This is a genomic window from Nitrosomonas marina (assembly GCF_900111605.1).
GTDB classification, from domain to species: Bacteria; Pseudomonadota; Gammaproteobacteria; order Burkholderiales; family Nitrosomonadaceae; genus Nitrosomonas; species Nitrosomonas marina_A.
The window spans coordinates 22,539-36,887 of the sequence record NZ_FOIA01000023.1; the positions used below are offsets into that span (position 1 = coordinate 22,539).

Consider the following 14,349-nt stretch of genomic DNA (forward strand, 5'->3'; position numbering starts at 1 on the left):
GGAATACTTATGTCTTGGGCAAGTGGACAGAACACTATCAAAAAATATATGTCGATTGTCGCGGTGACACTGGTTCTGGTTCTCTTGCTGGTTTATATGCAGGGGGGCTTCATCAGCAAAATAGGCCCGGGGACAAATCCACTGACAGGTGAAACAAGTACACAAGCCAGTCCTACGGCGGTCGTCGAACAGGAACTGGTTGGCAATATGCTTGCCTGGCCCGGTACCGTCAAGTCGAGAACCGTTGCAGGTATTGCTCCCAGACTGACAGCCCTGATTACAGAGATCAACGTTAATGCGGGGGACGCTGTTAAGAAAGGCGATGTGATAGCGCGTCTGGATGAGCGTGATCTCAGGGCTCGGGAAAAAGCGGCGCTCGCTGCTTTGGCCGGTGCCAGTGCGCATGCGGTCCGTACCAGCGCAGACGAGCAGCGGATCAGCAGTCTGTTTGAAAAAGAAGCTGCAACCCGCGAAAGTTATGACGCCGCAGTCGCGCTGGCAAAAGAAGCGCGCGCGCGCGCCGACCAGGCTGCCGGCGCGTTGAACGAAATCAGGACGCGGCTGGCGGACACACTGTTGCGGGCGCCTTTTGACGGTATTGTTATCAAGCGTCTCAAACAACCGGGGGACATGGGATTGCCGGGCGTGCCCGTGGTGACGCTGCAGATACCCCACGGGCTTAGGCTGGAAGTTGAAGTTCCGGCTGCCTGTGCCGGCGAATTCAGTGTCGGTGAGGCAGTGACGGTGCGGATTGATACGCTGAACCAGACTTTCAGTGCGCCAGTTGATGAAATTATTCCCGAAATGGATGCACAGACGCACTCGCAGTTGATCAAAGTTGGATTGCCGGCCATCGAAGGGTTGAAGCCGGGCCATTTCGGCTGGCTGGAGCAGTCCTGCGGTCAGCATGTGGCACTCCTGATACCGGTCAGTGCCGTGCAGTATCTGGGGCAACTGGAAGTTGTCCGGGTATTGTCGGACGGGCGTCAGTCCATGCGTCATATCAGGACAGGAAAAACCATCGGTGACCGGGTCGAGGTTATTTCCGGTTTGCGCGCAGGTGAAATTGTCATGACCGGTTCCAGTCAGCCGCAGTGATGGGCATGGGCAGCGAAAACAAACAAGCGATAAAGCATGGTTTGACGACAAGAATCGTCAAAGTCTTTACAACCTCGCAGCTGTCAGTATTGTTTCTGATTATCTCAATGCTGGCGGGCGCTGTCGCACTCATACTGACACCCCGTGAAGAAGACCCTCAGATTGTTGTGCCGGTTATGGACGTGCTGCTTGAGTATCCCGGTGCGTCGAGTGAGGAGGTGGAAAAGCTGGCCGCAACGCCACTGGAGGTATTACTGAAGCAGATTGAGGGAGTGGAGTATGTTTATTCCGTTTCCAGGCCAGGCGCTGCGGTGGTGACTGTCCGTTATTATGTCGGCCAGAGCTATGAAGACAGTCTGATCAAAACCTGGAACAAGCTGCTGTCCAATCAGCATCTGATTCCGCCGGACGTTACCGGCTGGAGAGTCAATCCGGTCGAGATCGATCATGTGCCTATCGTGTTATTGACGTTGTCATCGCAACACAGCCGCTATGATTCAATGGCACTGCGCCGTATCGCAGATGAATTGATTACCGCGTTCAGGAGTATCGACGATGTCGGTAAAAGCTGGGTGGTCGGCGGCGAACAGCGGCGCGTGTCGGTCTACGCCGACCCGGCGCGGCTGGCAGCGCACGGTGTGACTTTGATGGAAGTTGCGCGCGCGTTGACGGAAACCAATGTCAATGTGCAGGCCGGCAGCTTTCAACGCAGTAATCGTGAAATTCTGCTGGAGGCCGGACCGCATTTCGGTTCTGCCGTTGAGGTGGGGGGCGTCGTTGTCAAAAGCGTCGACAATCGACCGGTTTATCTGCGTGATGTGGCACGCATAGTCGATGGGCCTGCCGATGTCGAGCATTATACGCGCATCGGTTTTGGCCCCGCGGTTGAGAATATGGTCACGGTCGGCCAGGCAACGGGTGAGCAGCCGCACGCCGGACAGGAGCGGCAGATGGTGACGGTTGCCATCGCCAAACGCAAGGGCAGTAATGCGGTCACTGTGGCCGAAGACGTTCTCGCGATGGCTGAGGAGCTGCATGGTACGCTGATTCCGCAGGATGTTTTGCTGAGCGTGACGCGGGATTACGGGGAGACCGCCAATCACAAAGTCAACGAGCTGGTCAAGCATCTGTGCTTTGCGATTGTGATAATCATGGCGCTGCTGGCATTCTCGCTGGGACCGAAAGAAGCGTTTATTGTTTCGATTGCAGTGCCGATGACACTGGCGCTGACGCTGCTGCTGGATTATCTTACCGGCTATACCATCAACCGGGTCACGCTGTTCGCGTTGATTCTGTCTTTGGGGCTGCTGGTCGATGACCCGATCGTCGATGTCGAAAATATTCACCGGCATTACCAGCTGCGCAAGGAACCGCCGCTGGATGCCTTGCTGACAGCCGTTGACGAGGTCAGGCCGCCAACCATACTGGCGACGTTTACTGTCATCGTGTCATTCCTGCCAATGTTTTTTATTACCGGGATGATGGGGCCGTACATGGCACCGATGGCTTTCAATGTTCCTGTAGCCATGCTCATCTCGTTAATTGTTGCCTTTACCGTAACACCATGGGCAAGTTATAAACTGCTGCAAAGTGACTATCACAAGCCGAAGCATGAAACGTCTGACGATCTCGAGCACACGCCGGTTTACCGGATTTATCGCGCCACGTTGCAGCCGTTGCTGGCAACGTCTGGAAGGGCATGGTTTTTTTTGCTGATTATTCTGGCCGCTTTTCTGGTTTCCGTGATGCTGGCGGTTACCCGTGCAGTTCCGTTGAAGCTGTTGCCGTTCGATAACAAAAACGAATTGCAGATCGTCATCGACATGCCCCGCGGCTCAACGCTGGAGCAGACAGACGAAGTCGCGCGCACCCTGGGGCAATATCTTGCTACCGTCAATGAGGTCACCGATTATCAGACCTATACCGGCGTGGCATCACCGATGGATTTCAATGGCATGGTGCGTCGGTACTATCTGCGCAATGGCGGTTATATGAGTGATGTTCGAATAAATCTGCTACCCAAAGACATGCGCAGGCATCAATCGCATGAAATCGCATTGCGCATTCGGCCTGAAATAGAACGGATTGGAAAACAATTTGGTGCCAATCTGAAAATCGTGGAAATCCCCCCCGGCCCGCCCGTGCTTGCCAGTCTGGTTGCGGAAATCTACGGCCCGCCCGAGGCCAGTATTGGTGATCTGGTGACTGTTACCAAACGGGTGCGCGCCGATATCGAAACGATAGACGGCGTAGTCGATGTCGATGATTTTTCCGAAGCGGTGCATGACAAGATTCATTTTCAGTTGAACCGTGAAAAAGCCGCACTGGCCGGGATCAACGCCGCGCAGGTTGCACAAACGCTGCGTATTGCTGCCGCAGGTCATACCGTCGGCATTGTGCATGCCGGTAACGAACGTCAGCCGCTTGAAATCCTGCTGCAACTGCCGCGCGCGTCGCGCTCATCGGCTGCCGATTTATTGGCGCTGCGGGTGAAAAACGCGCAAGGCGACCTGATTGCTTTGAGCGAGATAGCGAATGCAGTCGTGTTGAATGCGGATCAGCCGGTTTATCACAAGAACCTGCGCCGGGTGCATTTTGTTATCGCTGAAATGGCGGGACGCAGCCCTGTTGAGGCAGTTTTTGATCTGCAGAGCATACTTGCCGAGCGTCCGCTGCCTGAAGGTTACACCGTGGAACTGGCTGGTGAGGGAGAATGGAAAATCACAGTTGATGTGTTCCGCGATCTGGGACTGGCGTTTGCGGCCGCGCTGGTGATGATTTATATTCTGCTGGTCGGTCAAACCGGTTCGCTGACCATGCCGCTGGTCATGATGATCGCCATTCCCTTGACGATAATCGGTATCATGCCCGGCTTCTGGCTGCTCAATCTGGTTGCGGCCTCGCCCATCGAGGGCTATTCCAATCCAGTCTATTTTACAGCAACCGCCATGATCGGCATGATTGCGCTTGCCGGTATCGTTGTGCGCAATTCAATCATACTGGTCGATTTTATCGAGCGTATCCGCGCCGGTGGCGATGTTACGCTGGCAGAGGCTCTGATCGAGGCCGGTGCGATCCGTCTGCGCCCCATTTTCCTGACCGCCGGAGCTGCCATGCTCGGTGCCTTCGTGATCATTCTCGATCCAATATTCTCCGGGCTGGCCTGGAGTTTCATTTTCGGCATTTTCGCCTCAACACTGTTTTCCCTGCTGGTGATTCCGGTGGTGTATTTTCTGATTCATCGAAGAGATGATGAAAAGGCGCCCCGACTGGAGTCGTGAGCAGGGACAAACTGGGACCAGCGCTAAAGTGCCGGTAACCATGCTGTGTCTGTGACATGGCTGAGCAGGACTGTACCGGACAGTATGATCCTGTCAGGTTAAATGCCCCCTGGTTCTTTAGAAAATTTCTGTCTTGTCGAAGCCGTTTGCAGTTATTCAGAAAAATTGACCGATATGTGATGTAAATGTGGCATTTGCCACTGCCTGTCTTGTGTATCACCGCTAAAGTGTTTTACTCCTGACAAGAAAAAGCCATCCGCTTTTTCTTTGTTTTTGATTATCTCTGGATTTGATGAGTCCGCTTAGAACGCTTCCAGCGCTGCCTGAATTCGGTTCGAAATAAACAGTTGTGCTGGATCAATCGGTCTGCAGTCACAGTGACTCATTAATGACTGGATTGGAGGATAGGTCAATGAACAGCTATACAATCACAACGTATGGAATACACGATATATTTAGGAATCGATCATTCAGGTTTTGCTGGATGATGATTATTGGCATCGGTTTGTTTATCGGGTATATGCAGGATGCTTACAGTAAGGCAGGATCAGTGACGTACTATGCCCTGCCTTTCAAAGCCGAGGATTTAAAACCGGGTGAACGGGTCTTTACCGGAGATCATGCCAGCGGGATACAGGGCGAGGGCGAAGATTTTAACGTAAAGCGTTATCTGGGCAACAGAAAGTGGAGTTTTGTCAAAAAGGGCGCTGACGGCAAGAAAAATTCAGATTATCTGATATATGGCAAACCGATTTATGCTATTGGGGATGGCACGATAGTCGGCTGCTGGCGTAATGCACCTGAAAACCCGGCCCCCGGAAAGCGGCATGCCCGGAAAGATAAAATTCCGGGAGGCGGTAACATGCTCTGGGTGGATCATGCTGATGGAACCAGAGCACTGTATGCTCATATGATTCCGGGCTCGATTCCCGGTAAATTATGCGCTAACAATGCAGAGCTGTTTCCCAAGCCAAAATCCGATGCCAATCCTGAGAAAAATTATGTGATGTTACCGGCCAATAAAACGGTAACGATCAAAAAAGGCCAGTTTTTGGGGAAAGCGGGTAATTCAGGAAGTTCTTCTGGCCCGCATCTGCATCTTCATATGGTACAGAACGGTAAAGCAGCAAAAATGTTTTTTGAGCGCGGTTTATACAAAAGCAGCACCGACGCTGATCTGAACGGATGGAAAAGCTTTGCCAAAAAAGAAATCCCTGACGGAAAGATTCTAATCTGGCCACCGCGGACAGTTTTCAATGAGTACACGCGGTTTGGTTATAAAGATGACGATTTTCAGCGGTTGTTTGATCATCTGGTCGATTCGGGTTATGAGCTGGAATGGATCGATGGATACAGTGTGAAGAACCAGGGATATCTCAATTTTAGCTGGAAACCGGCTTCAGGCAAAAAATGGAAGGCATATTTCGGTTTGAGCGGCGCAGCGTATCAAAAGCGATTTAACACCAACAAGCATTTGGCCCCCATTTTTGTTGACAGCTACACAATAGGGGGGAATGTTCGTTACAACGTAATTATGAAAGCAGTTCAGGGAGATTATTTGGCCCGTCATGGATTGACTTATGACCAGCACATGAAGGTTATGGAAGTGGCCAAAAAAAGAAACCTCGAACCGGTGAACGTTTCCGTTGCTTCAACCGGGAGTACGCTGAAATATACGGTGCTTTACAGAAACAGGAACTATGGTGGCTGGAACATAAAATCCCGGATCAAAGAGAGCGATTACCAAAACGTGTTTCGTGATTTCAGGAAGAAAGGTAAAACACCCGTTTATCTCAACGCCTACAAGCACAAAGGCACTACTTATTTTTCTGCGATTTTTGCACATAACGGCGGCGGCAGTCTAAAAGCCAGACACGGCATGAGTGCATCCGTTTTGCAGAAGGAATGGAAAAGTGCCGTGGACAGCGGTTTTAATACCATGATGCTGACTGCATTTGACGGCGCTGCTTCAAAACACAGATACGCGGGACTGTGGCGCAAGTAGCCTGCGAATTGTGTAAATAATTGAGTCATTAACCCTGTGTCAGTCAAAACCGCTTGATAATTTATACTGACTGGCGACTTTAACTGGTAACGTATCGGTACCGCCGGTGTCGGTACGTTACTGTTCTATATTGCGATTGAAGTCAATCCCATGTGAAAGTTTGTTTTTGCCAGGGCAAAACAGGTTGTGTCTGGTTTGAGCTGTCGATGCTAAAATATAGTGATGGCATTCAGAATCGATGCGATGTGCGTGATTACGGTAATGACTGCTTTTACTTTTTCGTGTTTATTCAATATTCCCGGAATCCGATCAAGCGTTTGAAACATGTCCTGTAGTTCGTGTGATCGATTCGTATATTCATCATGTTATTAATTTTCGATTTTTTTGAATCAAGGTGCGCGATGAGAAATATTGCGGTTGTTGTTTGCTGCTGTCTGATGTTGTTTTCCTGTGCGTGGGTCAAGGTGAGTTCGTTGGGTGAAGGTGTTCGGCTGGTTCAATCGACACGGGCGGTCCAGTCGTGTAAAAGACTGGGAAATGTCAACGCCAGGGTGGTCAGCAAATTCGTTTTTGATCGTGACGCCGAGAAAGTTGCCGCAGAACTGGCCAATCTTGCACGCAACGAAGCTGCGCTGTTGGGTGGCGATACTATTGTGCCGATTACCGAAATTCATGACGGCAGGCGCAGGTTCGGCGTCTATCAGTGCTTCAAATCCGGTGCAGACCGAGAATCCGCTCCTTGAACCTGCCTTGCACGAAGTCAGGATGTGGAATAACTGTATGTTGTGACGGTACGCTGGTAGCGGTCAATACTCACTATGTTACACAAAGCAATGCGCGTCTTCTTTTCCAGACTGTTTCAATCAGTGCGTTCAACCGGACCGGGTTTCAAAGCGGTTGTTGTCCTGCTGCTGTTTGCCGGGCTGGCCGGTTGCGCCGCCAGCCCGCCACGTCAGCAGCATGATTTGTGCGCTGTATTTGAACAGCAACCTGACTGGTACGATTACGCGAGAGCTTCAGAGGACAAATGGGGCGTTCCGGCGCATATACTGATGGCTTTTGTGCGGCATGAATCCAGTTATCGTCACAATGCCAAACCGCCGTTCGAATGGTTTTTGTTTATTCCACTGGGCAGGGCCTCTTCAGCCAGTGGCTATGCGCAGGTCCAGGACCCGGCATGGAAGGACTACAAGGATGCGACCGGCGGTTTGTTCAAAAGCCGTTCAGATATGGCGGATGCACTGGATTTTGTCGGCTGGTATAACCATAAAAGCAATCAGCAGCTTGGTATTTCCAAGTGGGACCCGAAAAACCTGTATCTGGCATATCATGAAGGGCATGGCGGCTACCGCCGTGGCACCTATCGCAACAAACAATGGCTGCTGCGGACAGCCGAACGCGTCGACCATACAGCACGCGAATATGGTGCCCAGCTGCGCCGTTGCGATGAACAGTTCCGCTGCCGGCGCTGGTACCAGTTCTGGCCGTTTTGCAGTTAATGGAGTGTTCGGCTACTAATAATGCGGATAACGGTTCTGCATGCGCTGCCTGAATCGGGCAGGTGATGATTCAATTTCAGTCGTTTCTGGCATGATAATGGCAGGCACAGGCTTGCAGTACCCCAATGTGACATATCCTATTCCGATTCAGGAGTGCGGCCTGAAAGCGGGAAAGACGGTAAATTGAGCATTCCGCCTATTGTTGACATTTTTTCTTCCGTCTGCTGAATGCCAATATGAAAACCCGCAAAACCCGGCATCACCACCTGGTCAACCGCCATGCCAATGATCCGGCCGTCATAGGGAGAAACAATTTGACTGCGCGCATTGGTGATCGGGTCGGTCACGACACCAAGCACGCTGTTTTTCATTACCTGCTCGCCAAGCTGGACATGACTGAATAGAATACCGCCCTGATTGACGCGAATCCATGCGGATTGATAGAAAACAGCTTCAAGCATGACCGGATCGCTATCGACTTCAATCATATTTAGTTTGTTGAGTAATGTCAGTATGCTTTTGACGCCATATCGAATTGCGGATTCCTGAAGCGTCTGAGATTTTCCTGCTTCCAGCGTGACCGACGGAATGCCTGCGTTAACTGCGGCATGGCGCAGCATGCCTTCTGTTCCCTCGCTATGCAGAATGACAGGTATGCCAAACAGATGTGCAAAAGCGGCAACCTCGGGAACATTCAGATTTCCCCTGATCTGCGGCATATTCGTACGATAGGCGGAACCGGTATGCAAATCGACAAGAAAATGGCAGTGCTGAATGATCTCCTGAAAAAAAGAATGTGCGATGCGAGCAGCCGAGCTGCCATCGGGATTACCCGGAAAATAGCGATTCAGATCGCGGCGGTCAGGCAGGTAACGTGATGTTCGGTGAAAGCCCTGCAGATTAACGATCGGGACACCGATTACCGTTCCCGATAATTGTTCCGGGTTCAGATCATGAAGGATGCGGCGAACAATTTCGATGCCATTCAATTCATCGCCATGGATTGCTGCGGTCAGACATACTGCTGGTCCTGTATGGGCGCCGTTGACGACGAGCACGGGTGTGGGCAAGTGCAATCCGTCCAGGGATTGCTGCGGCTGCCAGGAAAGACGCATGGCGCGCGCGGGAGGAACTTCGGTTGAAAGAATGTTCAGGAGCTGTTGCGGTTGTCTTGCGATCCCGATGTCAGGAATTTCGTCATAATTATTTTCATCCGGCTGCATAACAATGACCGCGGTACCGTCCACGTCAGCCGGTTCATGATGATCGGCACCGGTGTACGGCTGATGCGCAAAACCGTTCAATACGGTCAATAGCAATATTGATCCAGCTATTATTTTCTGCATAACAGTACAACCCGCACAGACGTTTACACGAAGGCCCGGACGTTAACTATTGCTTATATTTATTTCAACGATAATTCCGCAGCCCTGATCCTTTTGATTGGCTTATAGCATTTTTATTTATCTTTTACAATTGGTTGACCGGTATAAATAATAATTTACTTTATCAATGTCAAAAAACATCATGAAAAGTGTTGTTTTTTTGTGAGTATTGAAAAAGAACAGACACGTATGAACCTGTCAGCGGAGAAGGGAGAAAACCTGCTTGGTCGTTTAAAATTCAGAAGAAGGTGGATCAGGATACGAGATATCAGTTTTTGTACTGTTTTTGCTTGAGAGTGGAGGACATATCACATTGAGAATAGAATGCCCTGCTTCTGGGTGTCGACCGGGTTTGCTGCAACATTCTGGGTGAAACAGGGTGGGTAACGATAACAGGTATGCATTGCGTTACATGGGTTTTCGATTTTAAAATGCTGCGGTATTTGAACTGGCGTCATATCGCATGTTTCGATTGCAAGTACTCGCCAGGAAGGGTTTCAGGTATCCTGTGTTTCCCAGGGTGCGCCTTTCAGTTCAATCGTGTTACCCTCCGGGTCTTTCACGTAGATGGATGGACCATCTCCCTCGGCACCGTACCTTGATTCGACACGGCTTCCGTCATACCCTTTTTCACACAAGTGGCTCAAAATTGACTCACCATCGAACGATTCAATTCTCAGACAGAAATGATCCAGATTCCGGCCTTCCATACCGGGAGCAGCGCCTCCCATTTTCCCGAGCCTGCTGTCCACTGGCACCAGATCAATCAGCGAGGAACCTGCCCTTAACTGGTACAAACCAACGTTTTCCTGGGTTTTTTCGAGTTCACAGCCGAGCACATCGATATAAAAACGCATCATCCGTTTTATATCGATTACTCTTAACACTACATGATCGATATGCTTAATCCTGAACATTACGCTTGCCTCATGCTATTGATGAAACCTGCCTGTCTGACCAGGCACAGTGCGCAGATTGAGTTGCCTGACCGGGTAAAAGAGCGAGACGGGTGCCGTATCTGTATGACATGGCACCTTTCTGGTTGGTTTTTTTAATCCGTGATCGCTCCTTTGCTGGCCGTTGATACCAGTTTTGCATATTTGGCCAGAACGCCGCGGGTGTATCGTGGTTCGGGTGGATGCCAGGCCGCGCGGCGTTTTTCGAGTTCCTCGTCGGACACGTTCAGCTGCAGCAGACGTTGCTCGGCGTCGATGGTGATCGAATCGCCTTCCTGGACCAGTGCGATTGTGCCGCCGACAAAAGCTTCCGGTGCGACATGACCGACGACCATACCGTAAGTGCCGCCGGAAAAGCGACCATCTGTGATCAGACCGACGGAGTCGCCAAGCCCCTCGCCGATAAGGGCGGATGTCGGTGAAAGCATTTCGCGCATGCCGGGTCCGCCTTTAGGGCCTTCGTAACGGACCACGACAACGTCGCCAGGGTTGATTTTGCGGTCCAGAATCGCGCGCATACAGGTTTCTTCGGATTCAAACACGCGTGCGGGGCCGGTAATCTTGGGGTTTTTAATGCCGGATATTTTTGCGACGGCCCCTTCGGAAGACAGATTACCTTTGAGGATGGCCAGATGTCCCTGTGCGTACAATGGATTGCTCCACGGGCGGATGACCTGCTGATCGGCGCGGGGCGTTTCGGGTATGTCCTTCAGTACTTCTGCAATTGTCTGACCAGTAATAGTGATGCAGTCGCCATGCAGCAAACCGTTCGTCAGCAGCATCTTCATCACCTGTGGAATGCCCCCCGCTTCATGCAGTTCTGCCGTGACGTAGCGACCGGATGGTTTCAGGTCGCAGATGACCGGAACACGTGCGCGGATTGTCTCGAAATCGTCAATGGTCAGATCGACTTCAGCAGCATGAGCGATTGCCAGCAGATGCAGAACGGCATTGGTCGATCCGCCGACAGCCATGATCACGGTTATCGCATTTTCAATTGATTTGCGGGTAATAACGTCGCGCGGCAGGATCTGTTTTTTGATTGCGTTTACCAGCGCCTCGGCTGACTGGCCCGAACTGATCAGCTTGTCCTCGTCCTCGGCCGACATCGTGGAGGAGTAGGGCAGGCTCATGCCCATTGCTTCGAACGCGGACGACATCGAATTGGCTGTGAACATACCGCCGCAGGAACCTGCGCCGGGGCAGGCGTGCCGTTCAATCTGCAGCAATTCGTTATCGTCTATTTTTTTTGCGCTGTGCTGACCGACGGCTTCGAACACGCTGACGATGGTCAGATCCTGGTCTTTGTATTTGCCGGGCTTGATGGTACCGCCGTAAACGAAAATAGCGGGCACATTCATGCGGGCGATGGCAATCATCGCACCGGGCATATTCTTGTCGCAGCCGCCAATGGCGATGACGCCATCCATGCTTTCGGCCTGTACGCAGGTTTCAATCGAATCGGCAATGACTTCCCTTGAAACGAGCGAGTATTTCATGCCTTCTGTGCCCATGGAAATGCCGTCCGATACGGTGATGGTGCCGAACATCTGTGGCATTGCGCCGGCCTGGCGCAATGCCTGTTCAGCCTTTAGCGACAGATCATTCAGGCCCTTGTTGCACGGTGTGATTGTGGAGTAACCGTTCGCGACACCGACGATAGGCTTGTTGAAATCGCCATCGGTAAAACCGACTGCGCGTAACATTGCGCGGCTTGGCGCATGCTGGGTGCCTTGCGTGATGGCCTGGCTGCGTTTGTTGTCTGGCATACTGACTCCTGAAATTTTTATATTGTAATGTGTCTGTGTTCTAAAAATGTAACAGAGAAAGCATTCTATTGTGATATGCGCCCTTGTTATAATAAGCGTATTTTACCGTAATAAAAGGCGATCACCCATGCTTGTTCATCCACAGATTGATCCTGTAGCCATTTCCCTGGGGCCGGTGTCTATTCACTGGTACGGATTGATGTATCTGATCGGTTTTTTGCTGTTTTTTATGCTGGGGCGTTATCGCATCAAATATGGTCCGAAAACAGTCGTTACCAATGAACTGCTCGACGATATTCTGTTTTACGGCATGCTGGGCGTGATTATCGGCGGACGGCTGGGCCATGTTTTGTTTTATCAGTTCGGTTACTATCTGGAAAATCCGTTGAGTATTTTCGCCATTTGGGAAGGGGGCATGTCATTTCACGGCGGCTTTCTCGGAGTCATTGTGGCGATGGTCATTCTGGCCCGCAAGCATGGTGTTCACTGGTTGAACATTACCGATTTCGGCGTGCCGCTGGTACCGCTGGGGCTGGGAGCGGGGCGTATCGGTAATTTTATCAATGGCGAACTCTGGGGACGCCCGACCGATGTGTCCTGGGGAATGGTTTTTCCGTATGTCGACGATTTGCCGCGCCATCCGTCACAGCTGTACCAGTTTTTTCTGGAAGGTATTGTACTGTTTCTGCTGGTCTGGATTTATTCGTCAAAGTCGCGACCAATGGGTGCTGTGACAGGTATGTTTATGATCGGCTATGGCGTGGTGCGTTCTATTGCGGAGTTTTTCCGCGAACCGACCGAAGGCTTCATGGGGCTGCTTACATTCGGTGTCAGCATGGGGCAGTGGCTGTCGATTCCAATGATAATGGCCGGTGCTGCTCTGATCGTATGGGCGGGGCGACAGCCGCAGGCCGACAATAAACCGGTCGCAACGACAACAAGACCTCGCAGGAAAAAAACTAAAAGCTGACTGTAGCCTGGGTATAGAAGTAGTTGATATCGTCTCGATGGCCCGCATTGGGCGCCTGATGCATGAATTCACCGGAAAAAATGTGCGTATATCCCAGTTCAATGTCCATATTTCCCGGCAACAATTGCCATTGCATGCGTGTATCGATCTGTGAACCGACAAAACTTCCCGAGCGGCCGCTTTCGTCCCTGACACCGCTGTTTCCCCATGCATCCCGATCGGAGGCAAGCCATAATGCCCGATAATCCACTGCCGCATTGAGTCGGGCATTTGGAATAAACTGTAAACGCAGTCCGGGTGAATGCATGTTGGTGCGTGCCAGTGCACCGAAAATTCCGGTTGGCCCAAAGTCAAAGCGGCGCGAGCCGAACAAGGTATCAAAACGGCCATTGTTGCCGTCATCGGGATTTTCATCGCCGCTGGCGAAGTCATAGAGTGCTGTGATTCTGGGCGACCAGGCCATTGGCAGCGTAAAACCGATTTCAAGATGATGAAAATGCGCAAAATGGTCCATGGTCCTGTAATCGGCCGGCGATGCGCGGGACCGTCCTATTTGAAAGGCTGACTCGAATTCGTAGTCAATATTGGACGCTGCCGGCGTCTTGAAAATTCGAAAACCCGGCGTGAACAGCTGCCGGTTCTGGGTTGGACTGCCTGGTGAATTCTTTTCATGCAGGCCGAATACGAACAATTCGCCACGCCCGTATCTGGAAAGATTGGTTGCGGCAAAAACTCCCCACAATTGCAAATCGAATCCTTCATCGTCAAATACGGTTCTGTTCTGGTGCAGCAGCGCTGGCGTGTCGGGAAGGCGAATGCCGGGGAGTGTCCAGAAACCGCGCAGATGCAGTCCGTTGTGGCCGGCACTGCCGTGCCAGTTAATATCGACGCCGGTAAAACTGTTGATGGTATTGCGGAATCGGTTGCGAGAAACAAATCTGCGACTGCCGACATCCAGCGTCATTCTGCCGGCCTGCATGGTCAGATTTCCGCCCAGTATATCCGGCCGAGTGTATTCCAGGTAGGCGCGCAGCAGTTCAGCGGAATTGACGATGGTCGTATTGAGCAATGCATTGCTGTCAACAGTCGTGCGTGAATCCTGAAATTCGCCGCCCACTGTAAAACCGGCCGGCAGTTGAACGCGGCCATGGACCAGAGTGCGAAACACGATGACATCTGTTTGACCAGTCTGATTGGCCCTGAATTCATCGTCCATGAATTCGTATCGACTGCGATGATTGACTTGTATTGAAAAGCCTTGTGGCAACAGATCGTTCAGTAACCATTGCGCCTGTAGGGCTCTGCTTGTGAACAGGATGCTTGCGCCGTTCAGAATCAGGAAGATGATAAGCAAGCGGGTGTCTGAGCGACGATAAGTATTCAATT

10 protein-coding genes are annotated in these 14,349 nt (G+C 51.5%); 6 read left to right on the plus strand and 4 right to left on the minus strand.

What is annotated here, in order from left to right:
* Positions 1 to 9: 9 nt before the first annotated feature.
* The 5 genes from BMY62_RS10845 to BMY62_RS10865 all read left to right on the plus strand — a co-directional run bounded on the left by BMY62_RS10845 (position 10) and on the right by BMY62_RS10865 (position 7,883).
* Positions 10 to 1,098, plus strand: a complete 1,089-nt coding sequence (locus BMY62_RS10845) for an efflux RND transporter periplasmic adaptor subunit (RefSeq protein ID WP_090659583.1) — start codon at positions 10 to 12, stop codon at positions 1,096 to 1,098.
* A gap of 5 nt (positions 1,099 to 1,103) precedes the next feature.
* Entirely contained in the window at positions 1,104 to 4,379 is a 3,276-nt protein-coding gene (locus BMY62_RS10850; RefSeq protein WP_090659707.1) for an efflux RND transporter permease subunit, read from the plus strand.
* 412 nt (positions 4,380 to 4,791) lie between these two features.
* Positions 4,792 to 6,384, plus strand: coding sequence for a hypothetical protein (locus BMY62_RS10855; protein WP_177170363.1), 1,593 nt, complete (start codon positions 4,792 to 4,794; stop codon positions 6,382 to 6,384).
* Positions 6,385 to 6,785: 401 nt separating this feature from the next.
* Positions 6,786 to 7,127 (plus strand): DUF4156 domain-containing protein, encoded by a 342-nt coding sequence (locus BMY62_RS10860; protein ID WP_090659588.1) that lies wholly within the window; start codon positions 6,786 to 6,788, stop codon positions 7,125 to 7,127.
* A gap of 75 nt (positions 7,128 to 7,202) precedes the next feature.
* Positions 7,203 to 7,883 (plus strand): transglycosylase SLT domain-containing protein, encoded by a 681-nt coding sequence (locus tag BMY62_RS10865; RefSeq protein WP_218142972.1) that lies wholly within the window; start codon positions 7,203 to 7,205, stop codon positions 7,881 to 7,883.
* 137 nt (positions 7,884 to 8,020) lie between these two features.
* Here BMY62_RS10865 and BMY62_RS10870 read toward each other — a convergent pair whose 3' ends face one another.
* The 3 genes from BMY62_RS10870 to ilvD form a co-directional block, all read right to left on the minus strand.
* Positions 8,021 to 9,229 carry a succinylglutamate desuccinylase/aspartoacylase family protein gene (locus tag BMY62_RS10870; RefSeq protein ID WP_090659592.1) on the minus strand — a complete coding sequence of 403 codons (1,209 nt, stop codon included), beginning with the start codon at positions 9,227 to 9,229 and terminating at the stop codon, positions 8,021 to 8,023.
* Between the two features lie 536 nt (positions 9,230 to 9,765).
* Positions 9,766 to 10,185: a VOC family protein gene (locus BMY62_RS10875; protein ID WP_090659594.1), complete on the minus strand. Its 420-nt coding sequence runs from the start codon at positions 10,183 to 10,185 to the stop codon at positions 9,766 to 9,768.
* Between the two features lie 134 nt (positions 10,186 to 10,319).
* Entirely contained in the window at positions 10,320 to 11,993 is a 1,674-nt protein-coding gene (ilvD, locus tag BMY62_RS10880; RefSeq protein WP_090659596.1) for a dihydroxy-acid dehydratase, read from the minus strand.
* Positions 11,994 to 12,120: 127 nt separating this feature from the next.
* Here ilvD and lgt point away from each other — a divergent pair, with 127 nt between their 5' ends.
* Entirely contained in the window at positions 12,121 to 12,963 is an 843-nt protein-coding gene (gene lgt / locus BMY62_RS10885; protein ID WP_090659599.1) for a prolipoprotein diacylglyceryl transferase, read from the plus strand.
* Here lgt and BMY62_RS10890 read toward each other — a convergent pair.
* A complete protein-coding gene (locus BMY62_RS10890; RefSeq protein WP_090659602.1) occupies positions 12,953 to 14,347 on the minus strand; it encodes an alginate export family protein in 1,395 nt (464 codons plus the stop codon). The two genes, lgt and BMY62_RS10890, sit on opposite strands and share 11 nt — an antisense overlap.
* Positions 14,348 to 14,349: the final 2 nt, after the last annotated feature.

Bases quoted from the DNA above. Each gene is read 5' to 3' on its own strand.
- BMY62_RS10845 (WP_090659583.1), top strand. From the start codon at position 10: ATGTCTTGGGCAAGTGGACAGAACACTATCAAAAAATATATGTCGATT.
- BMY62_RS10850 (WP_090659707.1), top strand. From the start codon at position 1,104: ATGGGCAGCGAAAACAAACAAGCGATAAAGCATGGTTTGACGACAAGA.
- BMY62_RS10855 (WP_177170363.1), top strand. From the start codon at position 4,792: ATGAACAGCTATACAATCACAACGTATGGAATACACGATATATTTAGG.
- BMY62_RS10860 (WP_090659588.1), top strand. From the start codon at position 6,786: ATGAGAAATATTGCGGTTGTTGTTTGCTGCTGTCTGATGTTGTTTTCC.
- BMY62_RS10865 (WP_218142972.1), top strand. From the start codon at position 7,203: ATGTTACACAAAGCAATGCGCGTCTTCTTTTCCAGACTGTTTCAATCA.
- BMY62_RS10870 (WP_090659592.1), bottom strand. From the start codon at position 9,229: ATGCAGAAAATAATAGCTGGATCAATATTGCTATTGACCGTATTGAAC.
- BMY62_RS10875 (WP_090659594.1), bottom strand. From the start codon at position 10,185: ATGTTCAGGATTAAGCATATCGATCATGTAGTGTTAAGAGTAATCGAT.
- ilvD (WP_090659596.1), bottom strand. From the start codon at position 11,993: ATGCCAGACAACAAACGCAGCCAGGCCATCACGCAAGGCACCCAGCAT.
- lgt (WP_090659599.1), top strand. From the start codon at position 12,121: ATGCTTGTTCATCCACAGATTGATCCTGTAGCCATTTCCCTGGGGCCG.